This is a genomic window from uncultured Veillonella sp., assembly GCF_937981445.1.
Classification (GTDB): Bacteria; Bacillota; Negativicutes; order Veillonellales; family Veillonellaceae; genus Veillonella_A.
In genome coordinates this window covers 59,876-82,816 of the sequence record NZ_CALJON010000015.1, presented here as the reverse complement: position 1 = coordinate 82,816, position 22,941 = coordinate 59,876, and the positions used below count along the sequence as shown (strand labels likewise).

General features: G+C 40.9%; 17 protein-coding genes and 1 other RNA gene. All 18 read right to left on the bottom strand.

The genetic code is table 11. The features are described 5' to 3' along the window. Positions 1-10: 10 nt before the first annotated feature. Positions 11-2,836 (bottom strand): DNA translocase FtsK, encoded by a 2,826-nt coding sequence (locus tag Q0376_RS03535; RefSeq protein ID WP_298704157.1) that lies wholly within the window; start codon positions 2,834-2,836, stop codon positions 11-13. 164 nt (positions 2,837-3,000) lie between these two features. Beyond that, a complete protein-coding gene (locus Q0376_RS03530; protein WP_298704155.1) occupies positions 3,001-4,317 on the bottom strand; it encodes a replication-associated recombination protein A in 1,317 nt (438 codons plus the stop codon). Between the two features lie 335 nt (positions 4,318-4,652). Further along, positions 4,653-4,826, bottom strand: a non-coding RNA gene (gene ssrS / locus Q0376_RS03525) — 6S RNA. A 182-nt stretch (positions 4,827-5,008) separates the two neighbouring features. After that, positions 5,009-6,805 carry an aspartate--tRNA ligase gene (gene aspS, locus Q0376_RS03520; protein ID WP_298704154.1) on the bottom strand — a complete coding sequence of 599 codons (1,797 nt, stop codon included), beginning with the start codon at positions 6,803-6,805 and terminating at the stop codon, positions 5,009-5,011. Positions 6,806-6,810: 5 nt separating this feature from the next. Then, positions 6,811-8,082: a histidine--tRNA ligase gene (gene hisS / locus Q0376_RS03515; protein WP_298704152.1), complete on the bottom strand. Its 1,272-nt coding sequence runs from the start codon at positions 8,080-8,082 to the stop codon at positions 6,811-6,813. A gap of 2 nt (positions 8,083-8,084) precedes the next feature. Continuing rightward, positions 8,085-9,776: a coproporphyrinogen dehydrogenase HemZ gene (gene hemZ / locus Q0376_RS03510; RefSeq protein ID WP_298704150.1), complete on the bottom strand. Its 1,692-nt coding sequence runs from the start codon at positions 9,774-9,776 to the stop codon at positions 8,085-8,087. After that, on the bottom strand, positions 9,769-10,239 hold the full coding sequence (locus tag Q0376_RS03505; protein WP_298704148.1) for a Fur family transcriptional regulator: 471 nt from the start codon (positions 10,237-10,239) through the stop codon (positions 9,769-9,771). Before Q0376_RS03505 ends, hemZ begins: the two co-directional genes overlap by 8 nt. A gap of 2 nt (positions 10,240-10,241) precedes the next feature. Beyond that, positions 10,242-11,303 (bottom strand): AI-2E family transporter, encoded by a 1,062-nt coding sequence (locus Q0376_RS03500; RefSeq protein WP_298704146.1) that lies wholly within the window; start codon positions 11,301-11,303, stop codon positions 10,242-10,244. A 12-nt stretch (positions 11,304-11,315) separates the two neighbouring features. Then, positions 11,316-11,936, bottom strand: a complete 621-nt coding sequence (locus tag Q0376_RS03495; RefSeq protein ID WP_298704143.1) for an MBL fold metallo-hydrolase — start codon at positions 11,934-11,936, stop codon at positions 11,316-11,318. 201 nt (positions 11,937-12,137) lie between these two features. Then, the gene (gene dtd / locus Q0376_RS03490; protein ID WP_298704141.1) at positions 12,138-12,587 is read right to left on the bottom strand and encodes a D-aminoacyl-tRNA deacylase; all 450 of its coding nucleotides are present in this window, start codon (positions 12,585-12,587) and stop codon (positions 12,138-12,140) included. A 105-nt stretch (positions 12,588-12,692) separates the two neighbouring features. Next, a complete protein-coding gene (locus tag Q0376_RS03485; RefSeq protein WP_298704139.1) occupies positions 12,693-14,927 on the bottom strand; it encodes a bifunctional (p)ppGpp synthetase/guanosine-3',5'-bis(diphosphate) 3'-pyrophosphohydrolase in 2,235 nt (744 codons plus the stop codon). Between the two features lie 13 nt (positions 14,928-14,940). Then, on the bottom strand, positions 14,941-16,887 hold the full coding sequence (recJ, locus tag Q0376_RS03480; protein ID WP_298704186.1) for a single-stranded-DNA-specific exonuclease RecJ: 1,947 nt from the start codon (positions 16,885-16,887) through the stop codon (positions 14,941-14,943). Positions 16,888-17,388: 501 nt separating this feature from the next. Further along, positions 17,389-18,807 (bottom strand): [FeFe] hydrogenase H-cluster radical SAM maturase HydG, encoded by a 1,419-nt coding sequence (hydG, locus tag Q0376_RS03475; protein ID WP_298704137.1) that lies wholly within the window; start codon positions 18,805-18,807, stop codon positions 17,389-17,391. A gap of 502 nt (positions 18,808-19,309) precedes the next feature. Then, positions 19,310-19,594 carry a 50S ribosomal protein L27 gene (gene rpmA, locus Q0376_RS03470; RefSeq protein WP_295790580.1) on the bottom strand — a complete coding sequence of 95 codons (285 nt, stop codon included), beginning with the start codon at positions 19,592-19,594 and terminating at the stop codon, positions 19,310-19,312. A 12-nt stretch (positions 19,595-19,606) separates the two neighbouring features. Beyond that, the gene (locus Q0376_RS03465) at positions 19,607-19,921 is read right to left on the bottom strand and encodes a ribosomal-processing cysteine protease Prp (protein WP_298704135.1); all 315 of its coding nucleotides are present in this window, start codon (positions 19,919-19,921) and stop codon (positions 19,607-19,609) included. A 3-nt stretch (positions 19,922-19,924) separates the two neighbouring features. Continuing rightward, positions 19,925-20,236 (bottom strand): 50S ribosomal protein L21, encoded by a 312-nt coding sequence (rplU, locus tag Q0376_RS03460; RefSeq protein WP_295790589.1) that lies wholly within the window; start codon positions 20,234-20,236, stop codon positions 19,925-19,927. 327 nt (positions 20,237-20,563) lie between these two features. Then, positions 20,564-21,145, bottom strand: coding sequence for a manganese efflux pump MntP family protein (locus tag Q0376_RS03455; RefSeq protein WP_298704132.1), 582 nt, complete (start codon positions 21,143-21,145; stop codon positions 20,564-20,566). Positions 21,146-21,388: 243 nt separating this feature from the next. Further along, complete coding sequence (locus tag Q0376_RS03450; RefSeq protein ID WP_298704130.1) at positions 21,389-22,897, bottom strand: ribonuclease E/G; 1,509 nt, start codon at positions 22,895-22,897, stop codon at positions 21,389-21,391. Between the last annotated feature and the right edge of the window lie 44 nt (positions 22,898-22,941).

Here is a 22,941-nt window from a genome sequence, read left to right as displayed (position 1 = left end):
TCCTTCTTACTTACATGCCATATTTTTCATGCACTTCTTCGCGAGTCATTAAAATCTCACGAGATTTACTTGAATTGGATGGCCCTACAATTTTCATATCTTCCATCGTGTCGATTAGGCGCGCCCCTCTAGAGAATCCAACGCGTAAACGACGCTGAATATAAGAGGCAGAGGCCTGTTTGTGTTCAAATACTAAATCGATAGCACGAGGTAATAATTCATCATATTCTTCTGAAGAGCCTAAACTTTGGTCTTCATTATTTTCCTCTGAACTAGCCGCTATAACACGTTCATCATAGCTTGGTTGTCCTTGTTTTTTTACAAATTCAACGAGGTTTTCTACTTCTTCATCAGAAATAAAAGCCCCTTGAATACGAGTTGGCTTATTAGCACCAATAGGGCTAAATAGCATATCACCTTTACCAACTAAGTTTTCTGCTCCCCCTGCATCTAAAATTGTTCGAGAGTCAACGGCACTAGCTACGGCAAAAGAAATACGGCTCGGCACATTACTCTTAATAACACCAGTAATAACATCTACCGATGGTCGTTGCGTTGCCAATACTAAATGAATCCCTGCCGCTCTGGCTTTAGCTGCAAGACGGCTAATCTGTTCCTCTACTTCTGGCTCCTGCATCATTAAATCTGCCATTTCATCAATAATAGCTACAATATATGGCAAGGCTGTATCTGGATGCGCTGCATTATAGCCAGTAATTTTTCGTTGCCGCGCCGCATCAAGGATTTTATAACGAGCGTCCATTTCACGCACTAACCAACGAAGCACATTGGCCGCTTTTTTCATATCTGTAACCACTGGCGCCATTAAATGTGGAATACCATTATACATAGATAATTCTACCATTTTAGGGTCCACTAAAATTAATTTTACTTCCGTTGGTTTGCGGCTAAATAAAATACTAGAAATTAGAGTATTTACGCACACAGATTTACCAGAACCAGTGGCCCCCGCTACAAGTAAGTGAGGCATTTTAGACAAATCAGTAATAACGGGTTTACCCGCAATATCCTTACCAAGACCTACTGGTATACCGCCCTTAGCCTGTTGGAAATCATTACTTTCAAGCACATCACGCAAATATACTGCTGACGTTTGTTTATTTGGTATTTCAATCCCCACCGCTGATTTACCTGGAATAGGGGCTTCAATACGAATACTGTGAGAGGCTGCTAAGCCTAAGGTAATTTCATCTTTTAAGCCCACGATTTTGCTTACCTTAATACCCGCTGCAGGCTCTAACTCATACCGTGTTACAGTTGGCCCTTGCGTAGCATTAATTACACGAGCATCTACTTTAAAATCTTTTAATACTTGCTCTAGTTTTACAATATTTTGCTGAATTTCTTCAGGCAATACGGTACTCACAGTCCCTTTAGCCAACATGGTAAGTGGCGGATAATGATATGGAATAGTAACAACGGGAGCCGGTACATCGCCACTTAAATTAACAGCCACAGCGGCTCGATCCTTTTCTGTATCCTCTAAGGATGGTACTTGCGCGGCCTTTTCTAAAGCCTGGTCATCCTCAGCAAATGTAGCATCCCCCATTGACGCTGTATCATTATGACGCATAGACTCTGCCATATGAGGTTCTAAAAAGGCTGGTGCAGCCATTGTTTCTGGTGCTCGTACAGCCTCGCTCCCAAGCCCTATATCATCTGAAACAGAAACGGTAGCATCCGCTTCATAAGCTGTAGCACTCGCTCCATGATAATTTGCATCGCCAGCTACATGAAGTGCACTATCATCAAATGTACTATTCTCTGTCATAGTGCGCCAAGAATTACCATCACTTAATACAGTCGATGCATCAACCGCTGCTCCTTCAGCATCCATTTGGCCGTTTACAGCCGGATGTGGCTCCTGCGTATCAATCACAGACATAGATGGTTCTTCCATTGCCGCCTGCGATTCATGAGCATTAGCTACAGCCATAGACGAACCTGCCACAAGGCCGGTACCCACGGAATGCACTTCAGGAGATACTTCATGAGATGAATTAGGGACTTCTGCTTTTGCTTCAATTGTCCCTTCACTTGATGCTGCCACTTTAGCTTCTTCTACTGCTTCAGACTCATCGCTAACGGTCCGACGTGTATAACTCATATCTTTTTCCTGGTCATATACACGACGGCGTTCCACTTGCTCTTCTTTCCAGTCTTCATAGCGTTCTCTTACAGTTTGCACCGCCTCTTCCGTAGCCGCTCTAGCTACTACAAGGCCCTCTTCGGCTTTCGCCTTTGTTCGTTGTAAACCAGTGCGCAAGGACAGTTGTGTAATCAATAAGCCAAGACCTAATAAAATCACAATATCAACCACTAAAGCGCCAATTTCACCAAGTAAGTTTCGCAATAAAGAGCCCAACAGGCCCCCAACTACCCCGCCTTCACTGGCAAGTCGAGTCGTTTCTAATTCATGACCATCGGGCACACGAATTAATGTAATCAATGTAATTAAGAACAGGAAAAATACTGTTAATAACAGCCCCCGTCTTGTCACACGGAATCCATCGTCTGCATATAATATACGCCATCCCACATAGCCCACATATAAACAAGGTATGATGCCACCAAGCCCAAATCCATAAATAAAGAATCCAGATAAAATATCAATAAATGTGCCTGATGATAATCCAAATATGCCTATGAGCCCTACTAAGGCTATAAGCATAATGAATAAGCCACGTACTTCCTTGCGAATTTTGGTGCTCTTAGGAGACGTTGCTACTTGCTTAGTTGCCGTAGTTGTTCGTTTTCGGCTTGTTGTTTGCCTTTTCTTAGGCTTAGCCCCAGTCGAATCCTTTTGCTGCGCCATAATATTAACCTAACACCTCTATCTATTCACTCAATACAAGATAACAAAAATATAAAAGTAATGCCCTCTTCTGTAAGAAGTGGTCAAACTTTTATTCATAGTAAACACTTACATTTTTAAAAATTCCTTAGCATTTTATTATACCATAAAGTGAAGGAAAATACTTACCGCTTAACTTTATCAACACCGGTACGTTCTTTAAAATTGGCTAACATATCCTTCTCTCGGCCTCGTCCTACGCCTTCATAATAAGTCCGCCCCATCAAAGCGGTGGGTAAGTATTGTTGTTTCACATAGCCCTTAGGATAATCATGAGCATATTTATAGGTCATACCATGCCCTAATTGACTAGCACCACTATAATGGGTATCCCTTAAATGTGGTGGTACAGCGCCCTGCTCTGCATGCCGTACATCCTGAAGAGCTGCATCAATGGCTACATACGCACTATTACTCTTTGGTGCTAATGCCACATAAAGGGCCGCTTCTGATAAAATAATACGCGCCTCTGGAAAACCCACTAAATGGGCCGCTTGAGCTGCTGCATTCGCCACTACTAGTGCATTAGGGTCCGCAAGCCCCACATCTTCCGCCGCACAGATAACAATACGCCGAGCAATAAAGTTAGGATCTTCACCTGCTTCAATCATGCGAGCTAAATAATATACCACCGCATCGGGATCTGATCCACGCATACTTTTAATAAAGGCCGAAATCGTGTCATAATGATTATCGCCCTTTTTATCATAACTATAAATACGCCGTCCCACTACACGTTCCAATACAGGCAAGGTCAACTCGCCCCCTTCAGGTACCATAGCAACGGCTTGTTCTAAAATATTGAGGGCAATGCGTGCATCGCCATTAACAAAAATTCCCACTTCGTGGAGTACTTCCATAGAGGCTTGTACCCTTTTCTTACCTAAGCCCTTCTCCTCATCCCGTAAGGCTCGCTCCAAGACCTTCTCAATAGCCTTAGGAGTAAGGCTTTCTAAGGTGATTAAACGAAGGCGCGACAATAAGGGCCGATTAACCTCAAAAAATGGATTTTCTGTAGTCGCACCAATGAGGATTATAGTACCATCCTCTACACAAGGTAGTAAAACATCTTGTTGGCTCTTATTAAAACGATGAATTTCATCGAGGAACAAAATTGTTCGCTGCTGCAAATTGCGAATCGTCTTGCGCGCCGTATCAATTATAGTCCGCAGCTCTCCAATGCCTGCATTAGTAGCATTGAGCACTACAAAATGACTATGTGTTAACTTTGCAATAATGCCCGCCAAAGTCGTTTTACCTGTTCCTGAAGGGCCATAAAAAAGTAATGAAGGAATCGTGTCTTGTTCAATCATAGCACGTAAAAAAGTCCCTTTGCCAACTGCCTTTTCCTGTCCAAAAAAATCATCTAACGATGTAGGACGCATACGCACAGCTAAGGGCTCAAAACTTTTCTTTTCTACTGCATCAAAAAGACTCTCCATAGGACCACCTCATTTACCTTTTACTAGAGTTGTTTATATTATCTCATAGAATATCATAATCTTCTAGACCTTGCAGGTCTTTATTCTGCAACACTACACAGTGTATCCCTAATTCCCTAAGACCCTATTTATAGGTCTTTAATAGGCAACACTAAGACAGAATTTCATACTCCTCCAAAGAGGAATTAGCCCCCCTTCTTATAGTGCCACAAAACTTTGCGTCCCTAATCCCATCCACCTAAAAGTTTATGCTTACCTCAAGGGGCGCTTACTTTTTCTACGGACATACGTGCATTTATGAGAAAAAAAAATAAACCGCCCTAAGGCGGCTTATTAAGATCCCCACCATGCCGTATATGTACCGTGTTTTGATCCTGCATGAGCAGGTGGGTGCTCTCCTCATAATATTACTGTCCTTCTTCAGGCGTAGCGCCACTATGAGAGTCCAAGCTCCCTATGTAATAGTGTTGGCTCAAAACTCCGATACCACACGCACACAGCAGGGGTAATCTTTAATATTATATTAGCAAACTCAGTCGTTTATTTCAAGTCCTCAAGAGGTATTACTAATACACATTTATCATAAACTACCCTCTTGACAGGCATAAATTTTATAGCACATGAATAAAATACAGCTATACCTCATTAAGGTATAGCTGTATTGGTTTAATCCTTGTAAATAATCTGTAGATTAAACTAATTTTTCTTTTTCTGTGCTTGTTTTAATATGAAGCTCACGCAATTGTTTTGGTGCTACTTCAGATGGTGCCTGACTCATAAGGTCAGCTGCACTTTGAGTTTTAGGGAATGCAATTACATCACGAATGGATTGACGTTTAGCCATGAGCATAACTAAGCGATCAAGACCGAATGCACAGCCCCCATGTGGAGGTGCCCCGAATTGGAATGCATCAAGCATGAAGCCGAATTTGCTACGGCTTTCTTCTTCACTTAAGCCAATAGCATTGAACACTTTTTCCTGTACATCAGATTGGTAAATACGGATACTACCGCCACCAATTTCAACACCATTAAGAACCATATCATAAGCGATGGCTTTAACGGAACCTGGGTCAGTAGCCAATTTATCAATATCTTCAGCACGAGGTGAAGTGAATGGGTGATGCATCGCCACATAGCGTTTTTCTTCTTCGCTATATTCAAACATTGGGAAATCAGTTACCCAAGTGAAGGCTAATTTATCTTGGTCAATTAAATTCATACGACGGCCCATTTCAAGGCGAAGTTCACCAAGAGCTTTTGCTACAACCGCTGGTTTATCAGCAATCATAAGAACTAAATCACCAGGCTTAGCAGCCATTTTTTCACCAATCGCACGAATAGTGTCTTCACCTAAGAACTTCATAATCTGGGATTTAATTGTCCCATCTTCATTGAAGCAAGCCCAAGCAAGACCTTTAGCACCGTATTGGTTTACATATGTTACAAGATCATCGAGCTCACGGCGAGGAATGCCCGCATCACCAGGTACTACAATCCCTTTTACAACGCCGCCATTGTCGATAACAGAGCGGAATACTTTAAACTCAGTAGTACGAACAAGATCAGTTACATCAGTGAATTCCATGCCAAAACGAAGGTCTGGTTTATCAGAGCCATATTTTTCCATGGCTTCGTCCCAAGTAATACGAGGCATTGGTACTGGAATATCTACATCCATAGTCGTTTTGAAAATATGCTGTACCAACCCTTCCAAGAGTTTTAAAATGTCTTCTTGGTCGATGAAGCTCATTTCCAAGTCCAGCTGAGTGAATTCTGGCTGACGATCGGCACGAAGGTCTTCATCGCGGAAGCAACGTACGATTTGGAAATATTTTTCATAGCCAGCTACCATCAAGATTTGTTTAAAAATCTGTGGGGATTGTGGCAATGCATAGAAGCTACCAGGGTTTACACGAGATGGAACTAAATAGTCACGAGCCCCTTCTGGTGTGCTCTTAGTAAGCATAGGTGTTTCAATTTCAAGGAAATCATGATTGTCTAAGAAATCACGCATAGCCTTAGTCACACGGTGACGAAGAATCAAATTGCGTTGCATTTCTGGACGGCGAAGGTCCAAATAGCGATATTTTAAACGAATATTTTCATCTACATCAATATTATCTTGAATGTAGAATGGAGGTGTTTTGGATTTATTTAATACACGAAGTTCTTCGCAATACATTTCAAAGCGACCTGTTGCTAAATTAGGATTTACCGCTTCCGCATCGCGTTCAGTAATTTTACCACGTACACAAAGTACGAATTCATTGCGCACAGCTTCTGCTTTGTGGAATGATTCTAAATTATGATCTGGAGATGCTACGATTTGAACTACGCCAGAACGATCTCGTAAATCAATAAAGATTAAGCCACCATGGTCACGACGGCGCTCTACCCAACCGCAAAGAACAACCTCCTTACCGATTAATTCTTCGCTGATAGTACCGCAGCCATGCGTACGGTGCAATCCTTGCATTGTTTCCATTATTGTCATCCTTTCACTAATGAGGTTATACGTGCTTTCACTTCCGCTAATGGCACTGTTTCTTGTTCACTCGTTTCCATATAGCGAAGTATTGCTTCACCACGAGCTAATTCATCATCACCCAATATAATAACATATTTTGCATGAGTTTTGTTAGCATGTTTTAGTTGACTCTTCATACTTTTATTTTCGCCTACCATGGACGCCTTAATATAATCATGACGAAGAGCATGCACTATTTTAAATCCTTCCAATTGTGCGGCCTCACCTAAGGCTACTACAAATACAGAAGGTTCTACTTCCGGTTCAGGCAATAAACCTTGTTTTTCTAAAGCCAACAAAACCCGTTCAATCCCCATGGCAAAGCCTACTGCTGGAGTATGTGGACCATCTAATTCTTCCACTAAACCATCATAGCGACCGCCCCCTGCAATGGCACTTTGAGAGCCTAATGGTGCATACTGCACTTCAAAGGCTGTTTTTGTATAATAATCAAGGCCACGCACTAGGCGAGGATTTACAGTGTAATTAACATCTGCCGCAGTCAACAATGTCTTTACTTGTTCAAAGTGAGTAGCACATTCTTCACAAAGATTTTCATGAATTTCTGGAGCCCCTACACTCAAGGCCTTACAAGACTCTTCTTTGCAGTCTAAAATACGCATTGGATTCTTGTATAAACGGCTTTGACAATCTTCACAAAGCTCATCTTTCTTTGGTTCAAAGAAAGCAATCAATTTATCGCGATAAGCGGGACGACAATTTGGACAGCCTACGGAATTTACCTGTACACTCAAGTCCTTAAGACCTAAATCACTAAATAATTGGAGGGCCATTAAAATAACATCTGCATCAGCACTTGGTGCTTGTGTGCCTAACACTTCCACCCCAAATTGATGAAATTGACGATAGCGCCCAGCCTGTGGCTTATCATGACGGAACATAGGCCCCATGTAAAACCACTTAGTTAAACTTTCTTGACCATATACTTTATTCTCTAAATAGGCCCGCACAGCTGAGGCTGTATTTTCTGGACGCAACGTATAGGTCTGTTCTTTTTTATCCCCTGTAGGGAATGAATACATTTCCTTTTGCACTACATCGGTAGTTTCACCAATACCGCGCAAAAACAAACCTGTATCTTCAAAAATCGGGGTTCGAATTTCTTCAAATCCATAAGCGGCACACAACTTGCGAATGGCTGCTTCTATATAGCGCCAATTACCAATGACCGCTGGTAAAAAATCCTGCGTGCCCCGTGGCTTTTGAATAGCCATAATTATCCCTCCCAATGTGTATTGCTCAGCGTTTCACGCTTTTGTAATAATGTATGTAATGTATCAATATATACGGACACGTCCTTCGGTACGTGCTGCTTCTTTTGGCGATAATCAGTACCGCTAATCCATTTCGATGAACTACCAGGTCCAATGGATAGAATACTTTGCCGCTCCTCCATAATGCGAATATTGTACTCACATTCATAACCGGGCAAAGTATAGCCAATATTCTCCAACTGACCACGCATATATTGTTGGCGATAAACATAATATGGCACATAGCCGGCCGCTTCTAAACGGGCACGACTTAAATTAACCATCTCTTTAACAACCGCCTCTTCTGGCATAGCTTCTAAACCATGCCCCTCATATAAAGGGCTCCCTCGTTTAAGGGCCAATGTATGAATTGTAACATTTTCAGGCCTTGCCTGACAAACATAATCTAAATTTTCTTCCATATATGCTAGGGTTTGATGTGGTAAGCCCGCTATAAAATCCATATTCACAATAAAATCCGTAGATTGTTTAACCACTTTATATAACTGCCTAATATCCGCAGCTGTATGTCCCCTAGCGATGGCTTTTAAGACTGAATCTTGCATGCTTTGCGGATTAATACTAATGCGTGTTACGCCACAGCGCTTCATGGTATCCAGCTTGGATTTTGTCACAGAATCTGGACGACCTGCTTCTACTGTAAATTCACGATGTTCTTGATGTAAAGGCTGTAGCGCTGCTAGTACATGTGCAAAATCCTCATCATCTAAGCTAGTTGGGGTCCCACCGCCCATGTATAAACTATCAACAGTGAGATTAAATCGCTTCACTATATGCTCTAAATGCACCGCATCAGCCCGAAAGGCACGCACAAACTCTGGTATGCGCTCATAATCCTGTATCAATCCATAAGGGAATGAGCAATAGGTACAACGAGTTTGACAGAAAGGAATGCCTGCATACACGCTGATATGTGATTTCATATGTTCCTTGGGCTCAACATAAGGACGCTGTAGGGTACCAATTTGACGGAGTAAACTCAATTTTGACTCGCTCACCTCATGCAGTTCACGCAGCGCCTCACTGGCCTTTTGCGCGAGATCTGTCATCACAGCATGCGCTTCTGAAAAATTCTGCTGACCTGCACGCTGAGCTTCCTCCATAGGCGCTAAGCTCGCCGCTCGTATTGGTAATACTGAGCTCCGCTCGTCTTGTACTGCCTGATCCCACAGCTTATGAAAAAGTTTGGTTGGCCGAACACCTACCATGGTGCCCCATTCGCCTACAGGCGCTAGTCCCTGTGCGGTGCGCAATAGGCGAAGTAATTGGCCGCCCATGTGCGTACGCCCGCTAGAACTTATTTCTCCCCTAATGGTAGCTCGTAAAAGGCGCTCTTTTGAAATAGACTCCTCATTTTGCACCTCATATACTTCCAGTATATATTGCCCTAAACCCTCATGACCTAGCGCTTCATTCTCTAGCCCTTCATGTCCTAGATTTTCACGGGCAAGTCCTTCATGCCCTAGGCTCTCATGGGCAAGTCCTTCAATATAAGCACTTTTGTGTATCTCACGCCCCACGAGTTGCCAATGAGCGTCCTTTGCCGTTACAAGACCAGCGGCACCACAATGATGAGCCACCACACTCCCTAATGGAAGCGGCCCCTCATAGGAATACGTATGACGATTACTCACCCTTAGCCGCTTCCTCTTCTTTCATTTTTTCTTGGCAGTCACCACAATAACCATATACTTTTAATTGATGATCAATGGTTTTAAAATTAAGTTTTTTAGCAATAATAGACTCTAAAGTTTCAAGCATATCATCTTCAAATTCTTTTACACAGCCGCATTTAACACAGATTAAATGATGATGGAAATGAGCAAATTCCTCATCATTTAATTCATAGCGATTACGGCCATCACCAAAGTCAAGGCGTTTTAATAAATCAAGTTCTGTAAATAAATCCAATGTACGATAAATTGTGGCTAAACCAATATCAGGTGCTACTTTTTTTACTAATACATACACATCTTCTGCACAGAGATGTTTTTCTTCCGCATCAATGAAAGCTTGCAAGATTGTTTGACGCTGAGTTGTTAATTTGTATTTTTTATCCTTAATACGTTCTTTTAATTTCTCTAATGTGGTGTTCATGATTACACTTCCTTTTTAGAATAATACGAATTATAATACCATAATTTATTTAACACAATTTGCAACATCGCCGTCACTGGTACTGCTGTCATCATGCCAATAATACCAAAGAAATAGCCCCCTATGAAAATAGCCATTAATACGACCAAAGGGTGAAGCTTAATAACATGGCCCATGATCTTAGGCATAATAATTTGCCCATCAATTACTTGTAAAACAAAATATGTAATAGCTACCTGTAAGGCTAAGCCTGGACTCATTATAAAGGCCAACACAATGGCAGGCACTGCCGCCATAATAGGACCAATAATAGGAATCCACTCCGCCATACCAGCCAACAACGCTAATACCAAGGGATAAGGCAGTTCATACACATAGGCCATAATTAAAGTAATGCAGAACATATTAGTAGCTAATACTAATAGACCTCGCAAATACCCGCCCATAGTGCGGTGAATTTGGTTTACCACATCAGTTAAATACCGATTGTAAGGCGGTGCAAAGAGATTCAAACAAGCTTCTTTTAAGCGCCGTCCATCTTTTAAGAGATAAAAGGTCATAATAGGAACGAGTAAGAATTCTAACATGGTAGTAGCCAATGTAAATATAGCAAATATACCGCGTTGCGCTAGTTCCACACCATAACTACTAATGCGATTTAATGTATTTGTCACCACTGCATCAACTTGTGGTGGTAACTTCACATAGGAGGTTGTAGCTACAGCCTGCCACAATTCATTTAATTGGGCCATTAAGTTTGGAATATTGTTGAGTAAACGAGTAAATTCTGTCATAAATGGCAATACAATAAATTTTATTAAAATTGCCATAATTAAAATAACCAAGAGAAAGGCCGGAATAATGGCCATAAATCGTGGAAACCAAGTCCAGCCCAATCTCTTTCTTGCATAATCCTGAATTTTATTAACTATGGGTAATAAAATAAGTGTAAAAATACAGGACACGATGAGCGGCCACAGCACAGGTACAATAAGCCAAAAACATATGATTGTAAGCACAATCAACACGGTGCGTAACCAATACTGTGTTGATTTTTTTACCATCTTGTCCACCACCTAACGAACAAACGGATTATACGTCTTCTCATGTCCAATCGTAGTCTCCGGTCCATGACCTGGATATACTACAGTTTCATTAGGCAATACGAATAATTTTTCTTGAATCCCTGCGATTAAATCATCAAAGCTACTGCCAAGAAAATCAGTGCGCCCTACGGACTCTTGGAACAAGGTGTCCCCTGCTATAACAAGACCATGTCCATAATAACAAACACCGCCCGGTGTATGACCTGGCGTATGAAGTACGGTAAACTCAAAATCACCTAACACCAGAGTTTGACCATCTACTACATACTGAATATCCGCCGACACTGTAATTTGTAACCCCATAGCAGCACTTAAATTAACCTGACTATTGGTTAAAAACTCTGTATCGCCTTCGTGAATATATACAGGAATGGAAAATTCATCTACCAACGCCTGCACGGCACCAATATGGTCACCATGACCATGGGTAAGCAAAATAGCTTCTGGCTTAAGCTTTCGTTCCTTTAGTAAGTCCACTAAATACGGCCCTTCTGACCCTGGATCAAATATCCAGCATCTAGGCGACTCATCTTCGCCAATAATATAACAATTCGTCTGTAAAGGACCCAAAGGTAAACGATATAATTTCATCCCATCACTCCCTTCAAAAAGTTTAAATATATATTAGTTTTATATAATCTCTCATTATCATAATAAATATGTAATCTCTCATTACCATAATAAAAATTGTATTTTAAACTACTTTTATATAACACTTTTTATATAACACTAGATTTTAAAATACTTTTATGTAACACGAGTTTATTTTATAGCTCTATTAACAAACTTGTATTAAAACAATTTTTGACTGTCCAGCAATATCGTCACCGGCCCATCATTAATGAGCTCTACCTTCATATCAGCCTGAAATACGCCTGTTTCTACAGGACAGTTTAAGGCTTTCACAGCCTCCACAAAGATTTCATACAAACGATTTGCCTCAGCTGGTGGTGCCGCCTGATCAAAACCAGGACGCCGTCCCTTGCGCACATCACCATATAAGGTAAACTGCGATACAGCGAGCACAGACCCTTGTATATCTAATAAGGAGAGATTCATTTTTTCTGCATCATCTTCAAAAATGCGTAAATTTACAATTTTTTCTGCTAAATACTTAGCATCTTTATCCGTATCCTCTTTGCCAACACCGAGCAAAACAAGCACCCCTTGCCCTATATTGCCCACTACATCACCATCTACGGTGACGCTAGCCTTAGATACGCGTTGTACTACAGCTCTCATGTATATCCCTCCCATTTCGCGCCTGCCTTTGAATATCTAAAAATAGTTAGAACCTGCTAGAAATTCTAAACAAATTTTATGTATTCTACCATCAGGCATGCCTCATCAATTGCTACCATTGGCGCGCTGCACCGAGTATACATCGCGAATGCGGCGCAATTTAGTCATAACAAAATCGAGCTGTGATAAGTCGCGAATTTCTATAATTAAATTAATATTCGCATTCTTCGTATCGTCCACTTTAGCATTAATATTTACAATATTAATCTTCATTTCCGATAAGGTCGCCATGATTTCCATAAGCATGCCACCACGGTCATAGGCCTGAATGTCTACAGCTACATGGAAATTATCCTTAGTAGCAATGTCCCATTCCACTTCAATCATGCGATCCACATCTTCTTTAGTATGCCCCACATTAGGGCAATCAGCACGATGAACGGATACGCCACGACCGCGCGTAATATAGCCTACAATCTCATCCCCTGGCACTGGATTACAGCACCGGGCCATGCGGACCATTACATCTGGTTCGCCATTACATAAAATGCCCATACTCGAACGCTTACGCACTGGCTCATGCATTTTAAGCCGTTCTAACATGGCCATCGTATCACGGCGATTGTCTTCTTTAGCAATTTCCCGCTTGTACATATCTACAATGCGAAGAAGCACTGAATTAACAGGAATACCACCATAACCAACAGCGGATAAGAGCTCGGACTCAGTACCTGCATTTAAGCTTTTTGCAATCTGCTCTAAGCGGCCAGGCGTATTAAGAGCCTTCCATTCATAATTGAGACGGCGTGCTTCTTTTTCGAGCATTTCGCGGCCCTTAACAATATTTTCTTCCTTATTCTCTTTCTTAAACCAATTGCGAATTTTACTCTTACTTTCTGTAGAGCCTACAATATTGAGCCAGTCTAAACTTGGCTTACCTGTTTTAGACGTAATAATATCTACGATATCGCCATTTTGCAAGGTATAGTCAAGAGACACGATTTTACCATTTACCTTCGCCCCTACACAGCGATGCCCCACATCAGTGTGAATGCGATAGGCAAAGTCAAGTGGTACAGCCCCTTTTGGCAATTTCACCACATCACCACGCGGGGTGAAAACAAATACTTCACCAGAAAATACATCTAGCTTCAAGGCATTAACCAATTCCTTAGGATTGCTCGAATCTTGCCATTCTAGAACTTGGCGAAGCCAGCCTACTTTTTGGTCAAAATCCTTGTCGCCCCCCTTATTGCCTTCCTTATAGCGCCAGTGAGCGGCTACACCATACTCAGACACGCGGTGCATATCCCAAGTGCGAATTTGAATTTCTACGGAATGCCCCATTGTGCCGATAACAGTCGTATGTAAAGACTGATACATATTGGACTTAGGCATGGCAATATAATCTTTGAAACGATATGGCAATGGTTTCCATAAATTATGAGCAATCCCCAGCACGGCATAACAATCTGGAATCGTATCTACAATAACGCGCACTGCATATAGATCATAAATCTGTGATAGGTCACGATTATCCTTTTTCATTTTTTTATAAATACTATAAAAATGTTTAGGACGGCCTTTTACATCAGCTTTAATCTGTGCTTCCCCAAGAGCTTTTTTTAGTTGCTCCATGGTATCATTTACAATCTCTTCGCGAACATGGCGTTTTTCCTTCATTTGCTCTACTAAGTCATAGTATTTATCAGGCTCTAAATAACGGAACGACAAGTCTTCCAGTTCCCATTTCATATTGAAAATACCAAGACGGTGAGCTAATGGCGCAAAAATCTCCAAAGTCTCTTGAGCAATACGCTTTTGCTTATCACTGCGCATATGCTTTAAGGTGCGCATATTATGTAAACGGTCCCCTAGCTTAATAACCACTACGCGTACATCTTTAGCCATGGCCAAAATCATTTTGCGATAATTTTCTAATTGCTGGTCTTCCTTCGTGTGATATTGGAACTGATTTAATTTCGTCACACCATCCACAAGGAAGGCCACTTCTTTACCAAATAGCTCTTCCACTTGCTCCAACGTAACATCCGTATCTTCTACCACATCATGGAGCAAGGCAGCAATTAAAGTAGTGCCATCAATTTGTAAATGTGCCAAAATAGTGGCCACTGCTAAAGGATGCAAAATATAAGGCTCCCCTGAGGCACGTTTTTGCGTAGCATGCGCCTTATCTGCTACTGCAAAGGCTTCTAAAATACGCTTAGCATCGTCATCATCTAAATAGGAATGAACGATATCCATGAAGTTCTTTAATTCTTCTTCTTTATTAAAGGCTGTCTGTTCGACCAGCTCTTTACCTTCTTCATTTTCGATCATATACCTCACCTCCTTAGGTGCTGTACTTTAAAAAGGTCAAGGATGTAATTAAATCTAATTTTTCCTTCACATGACACCAGCGGTACACCGCTAAGCCATTGGCTGTTGTTTCTTCTTGTAAAATACCTAATTCCTTAAACACTTCAATGGCGAGTATGGCCTCTTTGTCTGTTTGGTCTGGTGGATGTCGATGGATGACCTCTGACTCAACAATATACTTAGGTGCTGTCGGGCTTCTAAATACATCTTTTACAATTAAATACATAGCCCTTAGCCCCTCTGTAGTTAATTTAGTTCGCTGTGAGTCTAAAGGACTTAAATCCTGTACCATGAGCTGCGGTGAAATGCGCCCTTGCCATTCATTCTTTTGTAAGGAAAAGGCTAATTTTACCGCCTCATCAGGAAATATTTCTCGATGATATTCTTCACCATGCCAAATCATAGCATCTAAAGGGCCTAGCTTAGACTGTAAAATAATTTTGCAGTGATTCTTTTGCTGCCCTAATAAAAATACATCCTGTACTAAAATTGAGTTAATAGCAAAGATTGGCGTGCTATTGCCCATACCATAAGGCTCTAAAGTTTCTATTTGATCAATTAACTCCACCGTAATATCTTCAGCAGCAATAGCCGCATCAATATCTACAATAGGCACATAGTCCTCATCGGTTAATGCATTTTCACAATATTCTGTAAGTCGCTGACGAAGGGCAGGAATATTTTTTTCTTCAATACTAAATCCTGCTGCCTGCTTGTGCCCACCAAATTGTAGGAGCAAATCTTCCGCCGATTTTAACGCTTCATAAATATTGCAATTATCAATGCTTCGACAAGAGCCCTTACCTATACCATCGTGAATACTAATAACCAAAGTAGGTTTATAAAATTTCTCTACTAAGCGCGATGCTACAATACCAATCACCCCTGGATGCCAGCCTTCACCAGCTACAACAAGAACTTTATCAGCTAATTCACCTTGGGCTAGTACATCGCGGCGCGCCTCATCATGAATGGCTCGCTCAATTTGTTGTCGTTCTAAATTAGTTTCCTGTAATTCTTCTGCAATCGCATTGGCCTCATCTTGTACCTCAGTAGTCAATAACTCTACCGCCCTTGTCGCATGGGTCACACGTCCAGCGGCATTGAGCCGTGGCGCCAAGGTAAAGCCTATATGACCAGCAGTCAGTTTCTTGCCCCCTAAGCCAGCTACATCCACTAAAGACGCAATGCCTAGATTAGGACTTTCATTCATTTTACGAAGTCCTTCTCGTACAATGATGCGGTTTTCCCCCACTAAAGGGACTACGTCAGCCACTGTACCAAGGGCTACAATGTCTAAATCTTCTAAATAGTCCTCCCCTGTGCGCTCTTTCCATAAAGCCTGGCACAGTTTAAAGGCCACACCCACACCGGATAAATTTTTATCTTCATAGGGACAATCTGGCTGCTTGTGATTAATCACTGCTGCAGCTCGTGGAATAATAGGTGGTGCCGTATGGTGGTCTGTAATAATCATAGTCAGCCGGTCCCTTACGGCTTCCACAATATCATAGGAGCTAATGCCACAGTCCACGGTAATCACCAAGGCCGTTCCATCAGCAATAATATGCTCTAAAGCCTCTTCATTAAGGCCATAGCCTTCACTTTGTCGTTCTGGAATATAGTAGCTTACATTAGCACCTAAACGTGTTAAAAATCGATACATCAATGATGTAGCTGTAATACCATCTACATCGTAATCGCCATAAATGACGATTTTTTCTTTTTTATCTACAGCCGATTCAATAAGAGGAACGGCTTCTCGCATCCCCTTTAAAGAAAAAGGATCTAGAAGGTCAGATAGCTGACCACCTAGAAACTGTCGCCCCGCTTCAGCTGTAGTAATGCCTCGATCAATTAATAGTTTCGCCACAATAGGATATACACCTAAACTTTCTACCAGTTCTTCCTGCATATCCATATGGCTCGGTGCTAAGCGCCATCGTTTCGCTTTACACTGTTTCATATGTCTCACTCTATCTCTGTTTAAATGAAAGTAAAATTTCTTTAGCCTATAATGAATCCCTTTCCATATACCAAAACTTATATTATACAGCAAGCCCTGAATCATATGACAAATTATTTAACATACGTCAAGCTATAATATATATTAAGTACTATGTCATAAGTTAAGTGCCATGTCATAGGCTAAGTTCTTTATTATATGCTAATCGAATTTCAATCTCAATTTAAACCTTACACAATTAATTAGTCTATTATCATTATCAATTTAATTATATTATACACTATATCCCTAGTTAGTAAAACAATAAATATGCATTTTTTCTCAATACGTCTTACATAAAAAAAGAATGAGTGATTATCAATAATGTAATCACTCATTCATAAATTTAAAATTTAGACGATTATTTTATCAATTAAAAACAAGGTCCCCTACCTTTAAAAATAAAGTCTCATACCCTTAAAAACGGAAATCTCGTTCACCATGTTCCATTTGTTTAATGTATTTAGCAGATGCTTCTTTTACCTTTTCGTTTTTAATCTTATGAAGTTGTTCTTCAATAACAGCTTCGCCAGTGGCTTTCGTTTCATCGCTAGCATAGTCAAGCAAATATTCATTAAGGGTCATTAATGCATTTGGTTGACAGCAATTATGAATTTGTCCACTCTTCGCAAGGGCCATGAAGCGATCGCCAGTACGGCCTGCACGATAGCAAGCAGTACAGAAGCTTGGAACATAGCCAAGTTCTAACAACCAATCTACAATTTCATCTAAGCTGCGTTGGTCGCTTGTATCAAACTGTGCGGAGTTATCTTCTGGAAGCTCTTCTTCCTTATAGCCACCTACACTTGTACGAGAGCCACCACTGATTTGGGAGATACCAAGAGCTAGACCACGTTCACGCATGCGTTGGCTTTCACGAGTAGACATAATCATGCCTGTATATGGTGTAGACACGCGAATTAAAGCAACGATTTTTTCGAACACATCATCTGGTACAGCATTGCTGAAATCATCTACATCAATATCATCGGCTGGGCAAATGCGCGGTACAGAAATCGTATGAGGGCCTACGCCGAATACAGCTTCTAAATGTTCTGCATGCATCAATAAGCCTACAAAGTCATAACGATAATGCTCTAAACCATATAATACACCAATCCCTACATCATCAATGCCGCCCTTCATAGCGCGGTCCATAGCTTCTGTATGGTATGCATAATTGCTCTTTGGCCCATGTGGATGAAGTGCTTCATAGTTTTCTTTATTGTAAGTTTCTTGGAATAAAGTATAGGTACCAATACCTGCTTCATGTAATTTCTTATAGTCTTCCACTTCACAAGCAGCAATATTTACATTAACGCGGCGAATTTCACCATTTTTATTCTTAATACTATAAATTGTTTTGATACATTCTAAAATGTATTCCAATGGATTGTTGATTGGATCTTCACCAGACTCAATAACAATACGTTTGTGCCCCATAGCTTCAAGGGCTAATACCTCTTCACGAACTTGCTCTTGAGTCAATTTCTTACGAGAAATATGACGATTCTTGGCATGGTATGGGCAATATACACAGCCATTTACACAATAGTTAGACAAATAAAGTGGCGCAAATAATACGATGCGATCCCCATAAATCTTTTGCTTAATTTCCTTCGCCAAAGCAAATAATTTCTCTTTATACTCTGGCAATGGACATTCCAACAACACTGCTGCTTCGCGGTGATTTAAACCATTATAAGTAGCTGCTTTAGCTAAAATTTGGTCAAGCAATTCACGGTTTTCTTTATTTGCTTCAGCATATGCTAAAGTATCTAAAATCTCTTCGTGATTAATAAATTCTTCTGCCTTAGAAGATTTTACGTCGTACATACTGATCTCCTTTACTCATACCATAGCGAAGCCCTGTGCCTCGCCCTTTCCCAAGTACGAGCTCAATAACCATCTACACTTCGATGGTCCATTCAGGTAAAGCATACTTACTATGCACTTTGCTTCTGCTATATTGAATCTCTTGAATATGACTTAATTATACATCTTTTATCCAGTTTTGGGAACACTTGTACCACCTAAAGAGCACAGAAACACCATTATTTTATGTGCAGTATCGTATTCATTATGAGCATAATATGTAGTGTTTTTCAAAAATCCCCATGCCCTAATCCCCTCATGATTCATTGACTCTTTTCAGCTTATCACCTTTTATAGGGCGTTATATGAGCAAACAATAAAGGGATTGGATGTCTTTTAGACGAACCTTCGAGCTTGACAAGCTGAGAATCTAGAAGGCATCCACTCCCTTTGTTCTTAAATAAAAAGCCCCTATAACTCAGCAGCTCTAAAGAGCCACCGAATCATAGGGGACTTAAAAGTCTTACGCTTCGATTGGATATACGCTAACTTTACGGTTGTAGCGACCATCGCGTTCAAACGCAACTTTACCAGGAACTAAAGCAAATAAAGTATCGTCTTTGCCGATACCTACGTTAGTGCCAGGATGGAAATGAGTACCACGTTGACGAACGATGATGTTACCGCTTTTTACAACGGAGCCATCATGACATTTAACGCCAAGACGTTTGGATTCGCTATCGCGACCATTACGTGTACTGGATACACCTTTCTTATGTGCAAATAATTGCAAATCAAAAGTAAACATTCCGTTCACCTCCTACATATCACTAAGTGTAACAAAGTCGCTATACTGTTTACTAATTTCCTCGAGACCGAGCATCATAGTCTCCAATATAGCTTGGCTCTGATCAGTGATCTCACCATCAAGTTTGATAATCAAGTCACCGGAGCTGTTTGTATATGTGCCGCGCTGTTTAGCCACCTTTTCTAAGCCAAGCACCGCAGTGCAAGCTAAAGACGATACGGCAGCGCACACAATATCATATCCATGCTCATCATATTCAGCATGTCCTGTGATGTGACAATCTACAATCTGAGACGCCTCATTGCGAACACTTTGAATCCTGATCATGTCTTACGCCTCGATAGATTCGATGCGAACCTTTGTGAACGGTTGACGATGACCTTGACGACGACGGTAGTTGGATTTGGATTTATATTTGAAAACTAAAATCTTCTTCGCTTTACCATGTTCAAGTACTTTGCCTGTTACTTTTGCACCGTCCACAAGTGGAAGACCAACTTTTACGTCACTATCGTTAACAACAGTTAACACTTCGTCAAACGTTACAGTTTCTTCTGCAGCTGCTTCCAATTTTTCGATAGTAATTACATCGCCTTCTGCAACGCGATATTGTTTACCACCAGTTTTAATGATTGCGTACATTGTGACACCTCCTTGTTTTCGAACTCGCTGAATACGGTATTCTCTCATGCCTAATGGAATGAGGGACCTTTTACAAACCTCTCCATGCGGCTGCAATAGTTGGGCGTACCCAAACTATGACTAATTTATTTTACATGATATACATGTAAATGTCAATATATTTATATCCTTTATTCCAAGTAATAGGTTAACACCTTCAAGTAATAATGTAACGCTATATTAATATAGCTAACTCAACCTATTTAATGCTATTGGGCTCATCCTGCTTAATAGTAATGAATGCCTCCAATTTAATATAATGGAGTTATTCTTGTTAATACCACGACTCTATATCATGGCCAAGGTTAATATACCTAAATGTTGAAGTAGGATTTTTAGGCCAATTAAAATTAACACAAAACCACCAATCATTTCAGCACGACCCGATAGTAATTTTGCTAATTGCTGTCCTAAGAAAACACCACCTAAGGAGATAACAAAGGTAATAATGCCAATCATAGATGACGCCGTCCATACATTCACACTAAAGAAGGCTAACGTAATGCCGATGGCTAATGCATCAATACTAGTAGCAAAGGCCAAAACAAACATTTCACGCCATTTAACTAAATGACATATAATGTCCCCTTCTTCCACAGGCTTACAGCTATTGCGAATCATATTAATCCCTAAATAACCAAGAAGGGCGAATATAATCCAATGATCATAATCATCAATTTTTCCAGCCAATTGAGCCCCAATCACCCAACCAATAAGCGGCATAATCATCTGAAACAGGCCAAATAAAAAAGGCAGACCAATCCGTTTTAATGGTTCTTTGTCTGAAATACAAGGTCCTTTAGCAATAGCTACGGCAAAGGCATCCATAGCTAGACTTACAGCTACAATAGCTATTTCCCACAACGACATAGGTCTGACATCCTCTCCACTTGTGACTCACATATAGGCTAAACAATATACATAATTAATATAAAGCACTTGCTTAATTTAACCTTTATATTATACGAAAAAAAGAGACCTGTAGCAACTACAAAATCTCTTTTTATTGTGAATTACACTATATGTTATATACTACATACTACATCCTACATATGACCTACTATGTAGGCCTGTTAATTGCCTTTTATATACTAGAAGTATATGGCCTGCCTATCATCTACTAGTTGATTCATCCAAGGCTAATAAAGAATACGCCTCACGGCTTCCTGTAGAGTCAGCACTTACTTTTATAGTGCGCTTTAACTCCTTGCTAAGGTCTTGGAGCCCTTGCTTTGTAAAATATCGTGCCACCTCAGGATGTACATCGACTTGTACATCGGTCTTTAAACGGCCTAGACGATATAATTCGCGAAGGCGGCGCAAAATCTGTAAATACACCGTCTCTGATGACAATAACAAACCTGTACCGCCACAGGCAGCGCAATCATCAAAGAGCAGCGACTGAATGCCTTTTCGCTCCCGCTTACGCGTCAGTTCCACAAGGCCCAAAGAAGTTATGCCACAAACCACTGTTTTTACCCGATCCGTGCGAGTCAGGCGCGTCAACTCATCAAGCAATGCATCACGTTGTGCCTTCTTAGGCATGTCAATAAAATCACAAATAATAATGCCACCTATATCGCGCAATCGTATTTGTTTTGCAATCATCTGGACTGCTTCTTTATTTACTGCTACAGCCACTTCACTAGCCCGCAAGGTAGTGGCTGAATTCTTTTTAGTACTATTAGCTACCGCTAGGTCCCCCGCAGCTCCATTGGCAACCTCCGGCGCCCCTGTAAAATGAGCCGAATTTACATCTATTACAGTGAGGGCTTCTGTACTATCAATTTGTAAATAACCACCTGATGGCAAGGCTACGCGATTGGTGGTGAGTTCTTCAAGCTGTTCTTCAATAGGCCAGGCTTTAAAAATGGGAGTGCGCGCCTCATAATGAACAAGTTCAATTCGAGCATCCAATTTAGTCAATGCCAAGAGCTCACGAAGACGCTCATAGGCCATTTCATCATCTACAATGATTTCTTTTACATCAGTAGCCCCATAATCACGCAGTACGCGGAACCAAAAATCCGCATCACCATAGAGCTCTGTGCCACCTTTGGCTACTTTAAAGCGATTTTGTAATTGTATCCACGTATTCCATAAATACTCTATATCTGCTTTTAGGTCTTCCGGCGCCGCTTTAGCTGCTGCTGTACGTAAAATCAAACCACAGCCACTCGCTAAGTAAGGCTCTGCCATAGTCGTCAATACATCCCGCTGTTTTGAATCTGTAATGCGCTTAGAAATATGGAGTCCTTCTGAATAAGGCAAGAGCACCATAAAACGGCCAGCCAAACTAATATCGGCACTAACACGGGCGCCCTTGCCAAGCATTTCCTCTTTCACTACTTGTACGAGTATGTGCTGGCCTACAAATAATTTGCCCATCGACTTAGTCTGCTTACCTTGCTTTAGATTTAAGTAGGCATTTTGCTTGCCCCCAATATCTACAAAGGCCGCTGCCATACCAGGCAATACATTTCGCACAGTGCCCTTGAAAATATGATTAATTAACTCATCTTCACTTTGACGATGAAAAGCAATATCCACTAATTCATTAGTTTCATCAACCACGACTAAGCGAGTCTCTTCAGGCATGACATTAGCAATAATCCGTTTCATAGGCTCCTCCTTTCCATTGTTTAAATACATTTAAATATAAAAAC